Below are 15,313 nucleotides of genomic sequence, written 5' to 3'. Positions count from 1 at the left end.
TCGTACCTCCACGGACAAGGGAAAGAGAAACCGAGCCGTGAGCACCCCCACGTCGCACGCCACCCTCCGCTACTCCGCGATGCGCGCCAGCATCTTCCTGGCCTGCTTCCTGGTCGCCCTGCTCCTGGCCCACTTCGGTGTGCTGCCGGTCACGGCCGGCGCCTCCGGTGTGTTCCTGCTGCTGATCATCGCGGCCCTGGTCTCGGCGCCGGTCAGCTACGTCGTGCTGAACAAGCAGCGCGACGCCATGTCGGAGCAGATCACCGGCGGCATCGAGCGCCGCAAAGCCAAGACGGGCAGCATGGCCAGCCGGATCGCCGCCCAGAACGCGGCCGAGGACGCCGTCGACGACGCGCTCCGCGCGCAGCAGTAACCGCCCGGACTCACGGCAACCGCAGCAGGCCGATCATGACGCGTCGTCCCACCGGGCAGGACGTGGCCCGGCTGGCCGGGGTGTCCCAGGCCACGGTCTCGCTGGTGTTCTCCACCAGCGCCTCCTCGCACCGCGTCTCCGCGCCGACGCGGGAGCGGGTGCTGGCCGCGGCGGCCGAGCTGGGCTACCAGCCGCAGGCGGCGGGCCGTCAGCTCCGGCTGGGCCGGACCGGTCTGCTGCTGCTCGCGGTGCCGAACATCCTCGGACCGTTCTTCGCCCGCGTCCTCGCGGGCGCGCAGGCCGAGGCGGCGCTGGGTGAGCTGTCGGTCGTCGTCTCGTCCGGCTGGGACCACGCCGAGCTCGCCCGTGCGGCCCGCAGCGGTCAGTACGACGGGCTGCTGATCTGCTCGCCCGACGACAGCCAGCTCGGCGGCGACCTGCCGGAGAGCCTGCCCACCGTCTTCCTCGACGCCGACCCCGCGCTCAGCGCCGGTCATCCGCACCGGCGCACCCAGCAGCTCGACGTGGGCGGCGGGATGGCCGCGGCCGTCACCCATCTCCGTGAGCTCGGTCACCTCCGGCTCGGCCATCTGCGGTCGGTCGAGTCCGCGCACACCTTCCGGGCGCGCCAGGCGGGCTTCGAGAGCGCCGCGTCGGGAGCGGAGGTGGTCGAGGTCGGAGTCTCCGTCAACGGCGGCCTGGACGCCGCCAGGGAGGCCGCACGGGCGCTGCTCGCCTCGCGTGCGGGTGCGGGTACCGGTGGCGCGGCGCGGCGGGTCGGCGCGGTCGTCTGCGACGACGACGTGGTCGCGGCCGGTGTCTACCACGTCGCCGCGGAGCTCGGACTGCGCATTCCTGACGACCTGTCGGTCGTCGGCATCGACAACATCGTCGCCGCGCCGCTCTTCGCGCCGGCGCTGACGACCGTGGACCTGCCGGGCGAGCGACTCGGTGCGGCGGGCGTCCGGCTGCTCACCGCCCTGATGGGTGAACGATCCGACGGTCCGTCGGAAAGTCGCGAAACCGAGCCCGAACCCGAGCCGCTGCCCACCGCGCTCGTGGTGCGGGGATCGACCGCCCACCCCACCGGGCGTGCGGAAACCGAAGGATAGGCTGGTCGCGTGGACCCCAAGACCCGAACCCGAATCGTCAGCGGCGCGCTGGTGCTGCTCCTCGTCGCGGTGGTGATCGGCTCGATGGTTCGGTGACCCTTCGTGGTCCCCGAGTTGCGGAGCGTGTTCCGCGGAGTGACGGTGACTGAGTCTCAGTCACTCCCAGTAGTAAGGGAACTCAGCTCATGCGTGTCAGTCGTACCCACTCCGTGATCGCCGGTATCGCCCTCGCCGCCACTCTGGCCGGGGGAGGCCTCATCTCGACCGCGGAGGCGGCTCCTCAACCCCATGGCGGCACGGTGCATCATGTCGCCGCTGCCGCCAGTCCCACTGCCGAGCTCGGCACCCTGGGCAACCTCGGTGCGGTCCAGTCCGCCGTCGCGAAGCTCTCCACGGCAGCCTCCGCGACCCCCGCTCCCAGTGCATCGTCACTGACGGCACTGGTGACGCAGGTGACCGACGCCGTCACGGCGCTCAAGGCGTCCCTGCCGGCGGCTCCGGTGAGCGCCGCGGTGAAGCCCGGCAAGTCGCACGGTATGAAGCCGCACGCCGTGAAGCCACAGGACGCGGTGGGCGACGCGCTGACCAAGCTGACCACCGACGTGCAGGCGATCGTCGCCGCGCTCCCCGACGTGACCAAGGTGCTCGCCGCGATCACCGCTGTGGTCGCGGACCTGCTCGCGGTGGTCACCGCGGTGGTGGCGGCCCTCGGCCTGAGCCTGCCGCCGCTGCCGGTGCCCATCCCGGTCCCCTGATCCGGTAGGCGCGTAACGCGCGAGGGGCCCGGGGAGCTGTTCGACTCCCCGGGCCCCTCGCCGTTGTGGTCGTGAAGGCGTTGTGAGCGCGGAGGAGCGACTACAGGCGCTCGATGACGTAGTCGATGCAGGCGGTCAGCGCCTCGACGTCGGCCGGGTCGATCGCCGGGAACATCGCGACGCGCAGCTGGTTGCGGCCGAGCTTGCGGTAGGGCTCGGTGTCGACGATGCCGTTGGCGCGCAGCACCTTGGCGATCGCGGCGGCGTCGACCGAGTCGTCGAAGTCGATCGTGCCGATGACCTGCGAACGCTCCGCCGGATTGGCGACGAACGGCGTTGCGACGGACGACTTCTCGGCCCAGGTGTACAGGCGCGAGGAGGAGTCCGCGGTGCGGGCCGTCGTCCAGTCGAGACCGCCGTTGCCGTTCATCCACTCCAGCTGCTCCGCGAAGAGGAACAGCGTGGAGACGGACGGGGTGTTGTAGGTCTGGTTCTTCGACGAGTTGTCGATCGCGGTCGGCAGGTCGAAGAAGGGCGGCACGTAGCGGTCGCTCGCGGCGATGCGCGCGGCGCGCTCCAGCGCGGCGGGGGAGAAGACGCCGACCCAGAGCCCGCCGTCGGAGGCGAAGCACTTCTGCGGGGCGAAGTAGTAGACGTCCGTCTCGGAGACGTCGACGGGCAGGCCGCCGGCGCCGGAGGTCGCGTCCACCAGCACGAGCGCGCCCTCGTCGGCGCCCGCGACCCGGCGGATCGGCATGGCCACGCCGGTGGAGGTCTCGTTGTGCGTCAGCGCGTAGACGTCGACCCCGGCCTCGGCCTGCGGCAGCGGGTGCGTACCCGGCTCGGACTTGATCACCGTCGGCTCGGCCAGCCACGGCGCGGCCTTGACGCTTGCCGCGAACTTGGAGGAGAACTCGCCGAAGTTCAGGTGCTGGGACTTGTTCTCGACGAGGCCGAAGGCGGCGATGTCCCAGAACGCGGTGGACCCGCCGTTACCGAGGACGACCTGGTAGCCGTCGGGCAGCGAGAAGAGGCTGCTGATGCCCTCACGCACACGCTTGACCTGGTTCTTCACCGGGGCCTGGCGGTGGGAGGTGCCGAGCAGGGAGGTGCCGGTCTCAGCAAGCGCGCGGAGCGCCTCGGGCCGGACCTTGGACGGGCCTGCGCCGAAACGGCCGTCAGCGGGCCTGATGTCAGCGGGGATCTGGATATCAGCCACGAACGCAGCCTATCGGCTGCGGGCTACGCCGAAGTGGCGGGTCCGTTGAGTGAGACGGGGTGTTGCAGCACGTCAGGGGCGCGGGGAACTGCGCGCGTAACCACCCTGGGCGGATGGCCCTGTTCGATCGGCGACTCACCACAAAGAGTGGCTGGTCGCGCAGTTCCCCGCGCCCTTCGTGAAGTGCGACTGACTGCGGGGCGGTGGCGGTGGCTTGTCGCGCCCGCGCGGTGGAGCCGCACATCGGCGGAGCCCCGCGCCCCTCGTGAAGTGCGACTGACTGCGGGGCGGTGGCGGTGGCTTGTCGCGCCCGCGCGGCGGAGCCGCACATCGGCGGAGCCCCGCGCCCCTCAGTGAAGTGCAACTGACTGCGGGAGCGCAGTGTTGCTCAGTGCGCGATGTCGCCGAAGCCCTCGACCTCGGTGACGCTGCGGGTGCCCGGGCCGATGTAGCGGGCGGACGGGCGGACCAGGCGGCCCGTGCGCTTCTGCTCGAGGATGTGCGCAGCCCAGCCGGCCGTGCGGGCACACGTGAACATCGAGGTGAACATGTGCGCCGGGACCTCGGCGAAGTCCAGGACGATGGCCGCCCAGAACTCGACGTTGGTGGCCAGCACGCGGTCGGGGCGACGGGCGTGGAGCTCCTCCAGGGCCGCCTTCTCCAGCGCAGCGGCGACCTCGAAGCGCGGAGCGTCCAGCTCCTGCGCCGTCCGCCGCAGGACGCGCGCGCGGGGGTCCTCGGCGCGGTAGACGCGGTGGCCGAAGCCCATCAGGCGCTCGCCCTTGTCGAGGGCGTTCTTGACGTAGGCGACCGCGTCGCCGGTCCGCTCGATCTCCTCGATCATGCCGAGCACGCGGGACGGCGCGCCGCCGTGCAGCGGGCCGGACATCGCGCCGACCGCGCCGGAGAGCGCGGCGGCCACGTCCGCGCCGGTGGAGGCGATGACGCGGGCGGTGAACGTGGAGGCGTTCATGCCGTGCTCGGCCGCGGAGGTCCAGTACGCGTCGACGGCCTTGACGTGCTTGGGGTCGGGCTCGCCGCGCCAGCGGATCATGAAGCGCTCGACGATGGTCTCGGCCTTGTCGATCTCGTTCTGCGGGACCATCGGCAGACCCTGGCCACGGGCCGACTGGGCCACGTAGGAGAGGGCCATCACCGCGGCGCGGGCCAGGTCGTCACGGGCCTGCTCGGCGCTGATGTCGAGCAGCGGGCGCAGCCCCCAGACCGGGGCCAGCATCGCCAGCGCGGATTGGACGTCCACGCGGATGTCGCCGGAGTGGACCGGGATCGGGAACGGCTCCGCCGGGGGCAGGCCCGGGTTGAACTTGCCGTCGACCAGCAGGCCCCAGGTGTTGCCGAAGGAGACGTGACCGACGAGCTCCTCGATGTCGACACCGCGGTAGCGGAGCGAGCCGCCCTCCTTGTCGGGTTCGGCGATCTCCGTCTCGAACGCAACGACTCCTTCGAGCCCGGGTACGAAGTCGGACATCAGGCGGCTCCTCTGATCGGTCGGATCGGCGGATGACTTTGGGGTGTGGCCAAGTCGTCTCTGGGGTTGTTACCGCGCTGTTGCGCGGTGAAGAGGTGCAGCGCGCGTGGCACGCAGTGCCAGAGTGGCAGGCACTGGGTGCATTGCGCCAGATCCCACGACGGTGATGCCCTGCACACGCGTGGTATTCACCTCTGATTCGGTACAAATGCACGCGCCGTTGCGAACATGCGTCCGAGGGGTGGGGGTCGGGCCCGGCAAAGATACTCGCTCTCGATGTGGACACAGTCCAGACTCTGCGGATACCCGGTGCAGATCCTGCGCGTTCTGGTCGGATGAGCTTCCCGGTCCGTTCAGCCGGTGCTGGGATGATGTCGGCGTGCACGCATCGGACCAAGCCCCCCTCGCGCCTCACCACGCCGACCCGAGCTTCTCGGCGGACCCCGCCGACATGCGTCGGCAGTACCGTGCCACCGGTCTGCTGGAGGCGGAGCTCGCCGCCGACCCGATCCAGCAGTTCACCCGGTGGTTCGTGGACGCGCAGCACTCCGGACTCGACGAACCCAACGCGATGGTGGTCTCCACCGCCGACGAGGCCGGTCGGCCCAGCATGCGCACGGTGCTGATGAAGGGCTACGACGAGCGCGGCTTCGTCTTCTACACCAACTACGAGTCGCGCAAGGGGCGGGACCTGACGGTCAATCCGCACATCGCGCTGCTCTTTCCGTGGCACCCGATCGCCCGTCAGGTCATCGTCACCGGATCGGCGGTGAAGGTCGGACGCGACGAGACGGCGGCGTACTTCCGCAGCCGCCCGCACGGCTCCCAGCTCGGTGCGTGGGCCAGCGAGCAGTCCCGTCCGGTCGCCTCCCGCGAGGAGCTGGAACAGCGCTACGCGGACCTCGCCGCCCGCTACCCGGAGGGCGAGGGCGTCCCGGCCCCGCCGTTCTGGGGCGGCTTCCGCGTCGCGCCGGGGTCGGTCGAGTTCTGGCAGGGCCGCGAGAACCGCCTCCACGACCGCCTCCGCTACGACGCCGACCCGACCGCCCCGACCGGCTGGCGGGTGGAGCGGCTCTGCCCGTGAGGGCGGCCGTGCGGAGGGGTGATCCACTCATGTGGACGGGTGATGAGGACGGCTACGCATAATGGCGTAGTCGCTTCCTCGCAAGAGTGATCTTCGGGATCGCTTTTTCGCTGCCATCGGACTGGTCAAATGGTTCGTGACCTGTGCCTTTTAGTGGACATGGCAGTGCGGAATCGCTGGCCCCGGTTACGTGAATCTTCCGTGGAGGGGTAAGTTCACGCGCGGGTGGATGGTGTGCACGTAGAGTTCCTGGCGCTTGGCGATGCAGACCATCGAACAACGCGAGGAGAAGGCCTTCTGGCAGCTACTGCAGCCGCTGCCCGGTCTTTGTCCCTTCCAAACCCAAGGGGTCCTCAAATGACCGTATCTCGCGACAGCAAGTCCCGGGCCACGGAGGCGGGTTCGTCCGTCGACGACGCGCAGTCCACCCGACCCGTTCCGGTCCGGCTCGCCAAGCGGGGTGGTGCCGCGCACAGCATGATGCTGAGCCGCGTGCTGCCCGACAACGGCGTATCCCGGCTGGACGTGGCAGCCTTCAACTCCTCGATCTGATGAGGCGCAGGGGCTTTCCGTCCGTAGATCAATAACCAGCATGGACCTCAATCCTTCCGTAGCCACGCCGTTCAGACAGTTCGTCATCAAACTCAACAGTCGATGCGACCTGTCGTGTGATCACTGCTACGTCTATGAGCACGCCGACACGAGTTGGCGCGGCCGACCCAAGGTGCCGCTCGACGACGTCCTCGTGCAGACGGCGGCCAGGATCGCTGAGCACGCGCGTGTTCATCGGTTGGAGCGGGTGCATGTGGTGCTCCACGGTGGCGAGCCTCTGTTGGCTGGGCCGATCCGGTTGCGGCGCGCCGCGCAGGTGCTGGGCGACGCCTTGCGCGGGGTGTGCGAGCTGGATTTACGGATCCACACCAATGCGGTCACGCTGGGCGAGCGTCATCTGAGGATCTTCGACGAGTTCCACGTGAAAGTCGGCGTCTCCCTGGACGGGGACCGCGCCGCGAACGATCTGCACCGCCGTTATGCGAACGGCTACAGCAGCTATGACCAGGTGGTCAGGGCGATCGACCTGCTCCGCCTGCCCCGCTGGCGCCATCTCTACGCCGGCCTTCTCTGCACCGTCGACGTGCGCAACGACCCCGTCGCCGTCTACGACGCCCTCGTCGATCTCGAACCGCCACGCATCGACTTCCTGCTGCCGCACGCCACTTGGGACGAGCCGCCACTGCGGCCCGACGGTCCCGGGACGACGCCGTACGCCGACTGGCTGGGGCGCGTCTACGAACGTTGGAACGCGCAGGGGCGGCCCGTGCCCATCCGCATGTTCGACTCACTGCACCGCACGCTGCGCGGGCAGAGCAGCCTGACCGAGTCGCTCGGGCTCGCGCCCGCCGATCTGGTCGTCGTCGAGACCGACGGCACCCTGGAACAGGCCGACTCGCTGAAGACGGCCTACGACGGTGCCGCCGCGACCGGCTTCGACGTGTTCCGGCACGACTTCGACACCGCCGCCCGCCACCCGGGCATGATCGACCGTCAGCAGGGGCTCAGTGGACTGAGTGCGCAGTGCAGAGCCTGTCCGGTCGTGGAGTCCTGTGGGGGCGGCCTCTACGCCCACCGCTACCGCAGCGCGGACGGCGGCTTCCACGCGGTCGACGGCGGCTTCGACAACCCGAGCGTCTTCTGTCCGGACCTTCTCTCCCTCATCACCGCCGTCAGCGACGCCGAGCACGCCCGCAAGGAGCGCCACCCGATGTCCACCGGTCTGCTGTCGGACCCGCACTTCGACGAGTTGGCCTCCGGCTACGGCAGTTCCGGCGCCGTCGAGGCACTGCGCGCCGCACAGGTGGAGGTGAACCGCGCCCTGCTGGACGAGGTGGCCGAGGCCTGGGCCGCCGTTCCCGATGCGGACCTGCCGTACGGCGACGCGTGGGAGCTGATCGCCCTCCTGGACGAGAGCGCGCCGCCGGCGCTGGACCGCGCGGTGGCCCACCCGTTCACGCGCTCCTGGGCCTTGGAGTGCCTCGGGCAGTCGTCACCGGCCGCCGAGCGGTTCGGCGGCGTGGCCGAACTCGCCGTCGCCGCCGCGCTGTTCGCCGGCGTGCAGGAGAAGCTGACCCTGCCGGTCCGCCCGGCGGGCGAGCTGCGTGTGCCGGGGCACGGCGTGTTGACCGGCGTCGAGGGCGTCTCCGCCCTCGTCATGACGGAGCACGACCGGTTCGTCGTGGAGACGGCCGAGGAGCGCATCGAGGTCGACCTGTCGGTGCCGCAGCGCGAGCCCCGCTGGCGGCCGGTCCGCCTGCTCACGGGCCCGGCGGGGTCCGGGGCGAGGGCCTGGCGGTTGCTGCTCGACGACACGGACCCGCAGCGCCGTGCCCACCACTGGGATCCCGCCGCGCCGATGCCGGACGCGGAGGCCGAGTTCTGGCAGGCCGAGCTGGCCGGGGCCTGGCAGGTCGTCGACGAAAAGCTGTCCGGATACGCGCCGGGTCTGCGCGCGGGCCTGAACACCGTGGTGCCGTTGCGACCGGCGGCCGACGGCAGTTACGTCAGCGGTGCCGCGCGGGACCTCTTCGGCACGGTCGGCATCGCGCGCCCGGGCTCGGCCGAGTTCCTGGCTCTGCTGCTCGTCCACGAGTTCCAGCACGTCAAGCTGGGTGCGGTCTTCGACCTGGAGGACCTGTTCGACCGGGCCGACACCCGCACCTTCGACGCCCCGTGGCGGCCTGATCCGCGGCCCTTCGAGGGGCTCTTCCAGGGAACGTACGCGCATATCGCCGTCGTGGAGTTCTGGCGCGCGCGCTGGCGGGCGACGCACTCGCAGGAGGATCGCGCCGAGTACACGCGTTGGCTCGACCACACCTTCCGCGCCATCGAGGTCATGACGGATTCTGGTGCTCTGACCGAACGCGGTCGCCGCTTCGTCGCGGGGATGCGGGCGACCGTCGAGCCGTGGGTCCGTGAGGAGAGCTGATGTCGACGCCGGACACCCGGGTCACCGAGCGCGAGTTGGAGCGTCTGCTCGCGGTGCTCGGCTGGAACCCGGAGCCGGACGGCATCCTCTTCGTCCAGGCCTCGCTGCGTCGGCTGGGGCCGGTCGAGGGGGAGGAGAGCGACCCGCTGGGCCGGGCCGGAGTCGTGGCACGCGTGCTGCGTGGGGCGGCCGGGTGCCAGGGCACGCTGGTCGCCTACACCGCCACCCCGGAGAACTCGCAGACGTCCCGGCTCTACCTGGAGCGGACGGCCGGGCTGAGCGCCGCCGAACTGGCGGACCACCACGACGGGATGCCGGCGTTCGACCCGGAGAAGACCTCCTGCTCGCCCACGATGGGGTGGCTCTCCGAGGCGATCCGCCTGCTGCCCGGCGCACGCCGCAGCGGGCACCCGCAGACCTCCTTCGCCGCCGTCGGGCCGCTCGCGCAGGAGCTCAGCGCGGTCCACCCCTTCGAGGAACATCTCGGCCCGCGGTCGCCGCTCGGCCGGATGTACGACCGGGGCGCCCACGCACTCCTGCTGGGCCTGGGCATGGAGATGTTCACGCCCTTCCACCTCGTCGACTACGCCGCGGACGCGCCCGTGCAGACCTACCGGGCCAAGTACGCCGAGGGGGAGCGGACTTACTGGCGTTCCTTCCAAGCCGTGCGGTTGGACGATCTGCACTTCCCCGAGCTCGCCCGCCGCGTCGTGGAGCTCCGTGACGACAGTGGGCGGCCACGGCTGGAGCTGCGTCAGACGGTGATCGGTTGCGCCGTCGCCACGCTGGTGCCCGTCCGCGCGGCGGTCGACCTGGCGCGGGACGTCGTCGGCGATCTGAACAGGCCCTGTGCCATCGCAGTGTTGACGGAGCATCAGTAAGCGCGGTTCCATCTTCATACAGTGCGGGCAACATCGTTCGGGGGTGCGAGCGTGGCCGAAGAGAAGGGCTGGGACGAGGACATACCTCGCCCCATCTTCTTTCTGAGTTACGCGCATTCACCTCGCGGGGCCGGTCGGCCCCGCAGCGTGTCGAACCTCTGGGAAGCCCGCCTGTTCCGGGATCTGTGCGAGGCCGTCACGGATCTGTCCGGATGGGACGCGAACGAACCGCCGGGCTTCATGGATTCGGGCCTGAACGTGGGCGAGGGCTGGTCCGAGCGGATCAGCGAGGCGCTCGCGCACTGCCGGGTCTTCGTGCCGCTCTACTCCGTGCACTACTTCAAGAGCCAGGCGTGCGGGCAGGAATGGGCCTCGTTCGCCTCCCGAGAGGTGCTGTCGGAGGTGCCGGGCGGCGGGCTGCCGTCGGCCATCGTGCCGGTGCAGTGGGTCCGGGTGCAGGAGGAGCGGCTGCCGCCGGTGGCCAAGGCGCTGCAGTTCGACCACCAGGCCTTCGGCGACGGCTACCGGACCGAGGGGATGCAGCCGCTCCTCAAGGTCACCAAGTTCCAGTCCGACTACCAACTGGCCGTCTACCGGCTGGCACAGCGCATCGTCGACGTGTCCGAGCAGATGCGGGTGCGGACCGGCGCCCGCCGGGACTTCCAGGACTACGGCTCGGCCTTTCCGGCGCCCGGCCGCAGGCGGACGCTGCGGATCACCGTTGCCGCCTGCGACGCCGACCACATGCCGGAGGGCCGCTCCCGCGTCAACTACGGTACGGACGCGCAAGAGTGGCGGCCGTTCGCCGGGGACAGCGACGAGTCGATCGCCCGCCGGGCCGCCGCTGTGGCACGCGAGTGGGAGTTCCACGCCAGCATCGAGCCCTTCGACGAGGAGGCGGCGCGGGTGCTCGCGGGGGAGCGGCCCACGGCTCCGGGCCTGCTGCTGCTGGACCGCTGGACGCTGCTGGACGCCGCCCACCTGGAGACGCTGCGGCAGTTGGACGCGCGCAACCCGGCCTGGGTCGGCCTGATGGAGCCGTGGGACCCGCACGACCCGGAGAACGTCGCCCGGCACGAGGAACTGCGCGCCCTGTCCGAGCGGACGCTGGTCAACCTGCGCGCCCAGCGCCTCCAACGGGCCCGGCTGCGCGGCGTCGACGTGGTGACCAGCCTGGACGAGTTCGAGTCGATGCTGCCCCATGTCGCGCTGAGCGCCATGCACGCCTTCGAGGAGCTCGACGGGCCGGACTCGTTCCCGCCTGTCCCGCCGGGGCCGAACGGCTCGCCACCACGACCGAATCTGCGAGACGAGCACATCAAGCGGGGTAACGGTCGCCATCACGGACCCCCGCGCAACGCGTCCGATGACGCTTCCGACGAGGGGCCGTCAACCGGTTCTGGGGGAGGGAATCCATGAGCGTGACTCAGCCCGAGGGCGACGGGGCAGAGCCGGTGCTGCCGCTGCGTGACCAGCGCGACGGACGGATCATCACCTTCTACTCCTACAAGGGCGGTACCGGCCGCACCATGGCCCTGGCCAACACGGCCTGGGTCCTGGCGGCCAACGGCTACCGGGTCCTCGCTGTCGACTGGGACCTGGAGGCGCCCGGTCTGCACCGATTCTTCGCGCCCTTCCTGGAACAGGCCGCGCTGGACGCCTCCACCGGCGTCATCGACCTGATCTACGACTACTGGGACGTGCCGCTGGAGAACGAGGAGCTCGATCCGGCGGAGCTGCGTCAGTGGACGCGGGTGCTGCCGCACGTGCTGTCGCTCAACTGGACCGGCTTCCCCGACGAGGGCTGCCTGGACTTCCTCCCCGCCGGTCAGGCGCACAGCGACTACGGCGCGATGGTGGCCAACATCAACTGGGACGCGTTCTACGCCCGGCGGCACGGCGCGGAGTTCTTCAAGGCGCTGCGTGCCGACATGAGCCGGCAGTACGACTACGTCCTGCTCGACAGCCGCACCGGTCTCTCCGACATCCAGGAGATCTGCACCGTCGAACTCCCCGACGACCTGGTGGTCTGCTTCACCCTCAGCAACCAGAGCATCGAGGGTGCCTCCGAGATCGCCCGGAAGATCACCGAGCGGCACTACAACCGCGGCATCCGGATCCTGCCGGTACCGATGCGCATCGACGACGGCGAGAAGGGCAAGGCCGACGCCGGACGGGCGCTGGCCCGCAAGCGCTTCAGCGGCCTGCCGCAGGGGCTCTCCGAGAGCGCGCGGGAGCGTCACTGGGACTCCGTGGAGATCCCGTATCTGCCGTACTACGCCTACGAGGAGATCCTGGCGCCGTTCGGCGACAAGCCCGGGTCACCGACCTCGATGCTGTCGGCCGTCGAGCGGCTGGTCGCCTCCGTGACCAAGGACCGCGTGACCAGCCTGCCGTCGATGGACGAGGACATCCGGCTGCACTACGTGGACCTGTTCACCCGCCCGCGTCCCACCGCGCGCGAGGACATCATCGTGTCCTACGCGTCCGAGGACCGGATGTGGGCGGAGTGGATCGAGTGGGTGCTGACCCGGGCCGGGCTCCGGGTCGTCCCGCGTGAGCTCGGCTCGCTGCCGCGCGGCGACTCCGACCGGGTCCGCGACGCGGTGACCCGCACCCTGGCGGTCTGGAGCCCGGCCTACGCCAAGTCCGTCCAGTCGCGTCAGGCCCGCGACCTGCTGGGCGGCGAACGTTACCTGGACCAACCGGAGTTGATCACGGTGCGGGTCGGCGACACCCGGACCGGCGGCACCTACGGCGGCAACTCCGTGGAGCTGGTGCGTCTGGAGGAGGACGCGGCGCGGGCGGTGCTGCTGCGGGCCGTCGGCCTGCCGGAGACCCTGCTGATGGACTCGGTCCCCGGCGAGGGACCGCGCTTCCCGGGACGTCGTCCGGCGATCTGGAACCTCCGGCTGCGCAACCCGTCCTTCACCGGCCGTGCCGCCGTGCTGGACCGGCTGCGTGACCAACTGCGCGGCCAGCAGCGGGATCGCCGCTCCACGGTGGTGCTGCCGACCCCGCAGACCCTCTACGGTCTCGGTGGCGTGGGCAAGACCCAGGTCGCGCTGGAGTACGCGTACCGGTTCATGGCCGACTACGACCTGGTCTGGTGGATCGAGTCCGAGGAGCCCGAGCAGGTGGCCACCTCGCTGTCCGAGCTCGGCCGTCGCCTGGACCTGCGGATGGGCGAGAACGCCAACGAGAACGCCGAGTTGGTCAAGGAGACGCTGCGGCTCGGAATGCACCCCAAGACCAAGCGCTGGCTGCTGATCTTCGACAACGCCGACGACCCCGGGCAGATCGTGCGGTTCCTCCCCGGCGGCTCCGGCGACGTCCTGGTCACCTCGCGGAACCAGGCGTGGACCAGCCACGCCGAGGCCTTGGAGGTCGACGTCTTCCGCCGCGAGGAGTCGGTGGAGCACCTCTGCCGGCGCGCACAGTCGCTCACCCAGCAGGAGGCCGGACTCGTCGCCGAGGCCGTCGGCGACCTGCCGCTGGCGGTGGAGATCGCCGCCGCCTGGCTGGAGACCACCGGGGTCCCGGTCGGCGAGTACGTCGAGCAACTGAAGAGCCAGCCGGACCGGGCGCTGGGCGGCACTACGCCGGACGACTACCCCGACAGCTTCGGCAAGGCCTGGCAGGTCTCCATCGAGCGGCTCAGCCAGCAGATGCCGGCGGCGGTGCGGCTGCTCCAGCTGTGCGCCTTCCTCGCCCCGGACTCCATCGCGACCAGTATCTTCTACAGCGACCAGATGATGAACGCGCTGGTGGAGTACGACGAGGAACTGCGCGACAAGAACATGATGGGCCGGGTCATCCGCGCCATCGGGCGGTACGCCCTGGCCAAGGTCGACAACAGCAGCAAGACCTTCCAGGTGCACCGCATGGTGCAGGCGGTCATCCGGTCCGGCCTCACGCCGGAGCAGCACGAGGACCTGGTCCACGAGGTCCACCGCATCCTCGTCGGCGCCCGCCCGGACATCGGCGACACCGACGACCCGGAGAACTGGCCGCGGTTCGAGCTGATCTGGCCGCACCTCGGCCCGTCCAACGCCGAGAACTGCGACGAGGCCGACACCCGGCAACTGCTGATCGACCGCGTCCGCTACCTGTGGAAGCGCGGTGACCTGGACCGGGCCGAGGAGCTCGGCCGACGCCTGAACACCGCGTGGACCGAGAAGTTGGGCGAGGACAACCGGCAGACGCTGCAGCTGCGGTTCCAGCTCGCCAGCGTGCTGCGCAGCAAGGGCCTGGCCCAGGAGTGTCTGGAGCTGGACCAGGACACGCTGGTGCGGCAGGGCCGGGTGCTGCGCCCCGACCACCCGCTCACCCTGCAGACCGCCGGCAACCTCGCCGCCGACCTGCGCGTGGTCGGCCGGTTCACCGAGGCACTCCAGCGCGACCAGGAGACCTACCTGAGGATGAAGGAGGAACTCGGCGAGGAGGACCCGCGCACCCTCAACATCGCCAACAACCTCGCGATCGACCACCGGTTCACCGGCAACTACGAGGCGGCCCGGATACTCGACGAGGAGGTCTACAACCTGCGCACCGCGGTGCTCGGGGTGACCCACCCGTACACGCTGAGTTCGAAGGCCAACCTGGCCGACGACGAGCGCGCCCTCGGCAACTACGCGCGCTCGATCAGCCTGCTGAGCGAGTTCCGCGAGGAGTACTCGGTCCCGGTGCCCGACATGGCGTCGCTGCGCTACGCGAAGAGCCTGGCGCTCTCCCTGCGCCGGATCGGTGAGCAGAACGAGGCCCGGCGGCTGACGATCGAGACCTACAACCGCTACCTGGAGCGCTACGACGCCAAGGTGCCGGACGTGTTGTCCTGCGCGCTCAACCTCGCCGCGGAGTACTCGTCGGCAGGGGACAAGGAGCGGGCCCGCGACACCGCCAGGGAGGTGTTCGACACCTACCGCGAACGCCTCGGCGACGTCCACCCGTTCACGCTCATCTGCGCCAACAACCTGACGATCTACCAGCGCGACGTCGGTCAGCCGACGGAGCTGCGCGATGCCGCCGCGCTCGGCGAGCACACGCTGGACTCCCTGCGGCGCACCGTGGGTGCGGACCATCCCTACACCCACTGCGCGATGCTCAACCTGGCCAACACCTACGGCGACCTGGGCGACCTCGCGAGGGCCGAGGAGCTGGAGCGGGCCGCGCTGCAGGGCATGAACGCCCGGTACGGCGGCAACCACCCCGACCCGCTGGTCTGCCAGAGCAACCTGGCGATCACCCTGCGCGGCCTGGGCCGTGAGGCCGAGGCGCAGGACCTGCGCCGTCGGGTGATCGACCGGCTGATCGCGGTGCTCGGCGAGAACCACCAGACCGTCCACGACGCGCGCGCCTGGCGCCGGATGGGGCGCGACCTGGAGCTTGTGCCGGCCTGACCGGTGCGGTCCGGGCGC

11 protein-coding genes are annotated in these 15,313 nt (G+C 70.5%); 9 read left to right on the top strand and 2 right to left on the bottom strand.

Annotated elements, in window-relative coordinates; translation table 11 throughout:
• Positions 1–37 precede the first annotated feature (37 nt).
• From ABH940_RS22900 to ABH940_RS22890, 3 genes are all read left to right on the top strand, one after another.
• Complete coding sequence (locus ABH940_RS22900; protein WP_370061723.1) at positions 38–373, top strand: DUF4229 domain-containing protein; 336 nt, start codon at positions 38–40, stop codon at positions 371–373.
• A gap of 35 nt (positions 374–408) precedes the next feature.
• The gene (locus ABH940_RS22895; RefSeq protein WP_370061721.1) at positions 409–1,485 is read left to right on the top strand and encodes a LacI family DNA-binding transcriptional regulator; all 1,077 of its coding nucleotides are present in this window, start codon (positions 409–411) and stop codon (positions 1,483–1,485) included.
• A gap of 185 nt (positions 1,486–1,670) precedes the next feature.
• Positions 1,671–2,240, top strand: a complete 570-nt coding sequence (locus ABH940_RS22890; RefSeq protein WP_370061719.1) for a hypothetical protein — start codon at positions 1,671–1,673, stop codon at positions 2,238–2,240.
• A gap of 100 nt (positions 2,241–2,340) precedes the next feature.
• Here the strand turns inward: ABH940_RS22890 and serC are convergent, their stop codons facing one another.
• Together serC and ABH940_RS22880 are read right to left on the bottom strand one after the other, a co-directional pair.
• On the bottom strand, positions 2,341–3,459 hold the full coding sequence (gene serC, locus ABH940_RS22885) for a phosphoserine transaminase (protein WP_370061717.1): 1,119 nt from the start codon (positions 3,457–3,459) through the stop codon (positions 2,341–2,343).
• A 388-nt stretch (positions 3,460–3,847) separates the two neighbouring features.
• On the bottom strand, positions 3,848–4,948 hold the full coding sequence (locus ABH940_RS22880) for a citrate synthase 2 (protein ID WP_370061715.1): 1,101 nt from the start codon (positions 4,946–4,948) through the stop codon (positions 3,848–3,850).
• Positions 4,949–5,399: 451 nt separating this feature from the next.
• Between ABH940_RS22880 and pdxH the strand changes: the two genes are divergently transcribed.
• The 6 genes from pdxH (at position 5,400) to fxsT (ending at position 15,295) form a co-directional block, all read left to right on the top strand.
• The gene (pdxH, locus tag ABH940_RS22875; protein ID WP_370106090.1) at positions 5,400–6,032 is read left to right on the top strand and encodes a pyridoxamine 5'-phosphate oxidase; all 633 of its coding nucleotides are present in this window, start codon (positions 5,400–5,402) and stop codon (positions 6,030–6,032) included.
• A 357-nt stretch (positions 6,033–6,389) separates the two neighbouring features.
• Positions 6,390–6,584, top strand: a complete 195-nt coding sequence (gene sjiA, locus ABH940_RS22870) for an FXSXX-COOH family cyclophane-modified RiPP peptide SjiA (protein ID WP_370061713.1) — start codon at positions 6,390–6,392, stop codon at positions 6,582–6,584.
• 40 nt (positions 6,585–6,624) lie between these two features.
• On the top strand, positions 6,625–9,015 hold the full coding sequence (locus ABH940_RS22865; protein WP_370061711.1) for an FxsB family cyclophane-forming radical SAM/SPASM peptide maturase: 2,391 nt from the start codon (positions 6,625–6,627) through the stop codon (positions 9,013–9,015).
• Positions 9,015–9,896, top strand: coding sequence for an AAC(3) family N-acetyltransferase (locus ABH940_RS22860; RefSeq protein WP_370061709.1), 882 nt, complete (start codon positions 9,015–9,017; stop codon positions 9,894–9,896). The genes ABH940_RS22865 and ABH940_RS22860 overlap by 1 nt, the downstream gene beginning before the upstream one ends.
• Positions 9,897–9,917: 21 nt before the next feature.
• Positions 9,918–11,315, top strand: coding sequence for a TIR-like protein FxsC (locus tag ABH940_RS22855; protein WP_370061707.1), 1,398 nt, complete (start codon positions 9,918–9,920; stop codon positions 11,313–11,315).
• Complete coding sequence (gene fxsT / locus ABH940_RS22850; protein WP_370061705.1) at positions 11,312–15,295, top strand: FxSxx-COOH system tetratricopeptide repeat protein; 3,984 nt, start codon at positions 11,312–11,314, stop codon at positions 15,293–15,295. Before ABH940_RS22855 ends, fxsT begins: the two co-directional genes overlap by 4 nt.
• Positions 15,296–15,313: the final 18 nt, after the last annotated feature.

It is taken from the genome of Streptacidiphilus sp. BW17 (genome assembly GCF_041262485.1).
Classification (GTDB): domain Bacteria; phylum Actinomycetota; class Actinomycetes; order Streptomycetales; family Streptomycetaceae; genus Streptacidiphilus.
This window is presented reverse-complemented; position numbering and strand designations above follow the sequence as displayed.

Coding starts and splice junctions, on each gene's coding strand:
- ABH940_RS22895 (WP_370061721.1), top strand. CDS start 409: ATGACGCGTCGTCCCACCGGGCAGGACGTGGCCCGGCTGGCCGGGGTG.
- ABH940_RS22890 (WP_370061719.1), top strand. CDS start 1,671: ATGCGTGTCAGTCGTACCCACTCCGTGATCGCCGGTATCGCCCTCGCC.
- ABH940_RS22880 (WP_370061715.1), bottom strand. CDS start 4,948: ATGTCCGACTTCGTACCCGGGCTCGAAGGAGTCGTTGCGTTCGAGACG.
- pdxH (WP_370106090.1), top strand. CDS start 5,400: ATGCGTCGGCAGTACCGTGCCACCGGTCTGCTGGAGGCGGAGCTCGCC.
- sjiA (WP_370061713.1), top strand. CDS start 6,390: ATGACCGTATCTCGCGACAGCAAGTCCCGGGCCACGGAGGCGGGTTCG.
- ABH940_RS22865 (WP_370061711.1), top strand. CDS start 6,625: ATGGACCTCAATCCTTCCGTAGCCACGCCGTTCAGACAGTTCGTCATC.
- ABH940_RS22860 (WP_370061709.1), top strand. CDS start 9,015: ATGTCGACGCCGGACACCCGGGTCACCGAGCGCGAGTTGGAGCGTCTG.
- fxsT (WP_370061705.1), top strand. CDS start 11,312: ATGAGCGTGACTCAGCCCGAGGGCGACGGGGCAGAGCCGGTGCTGCCG.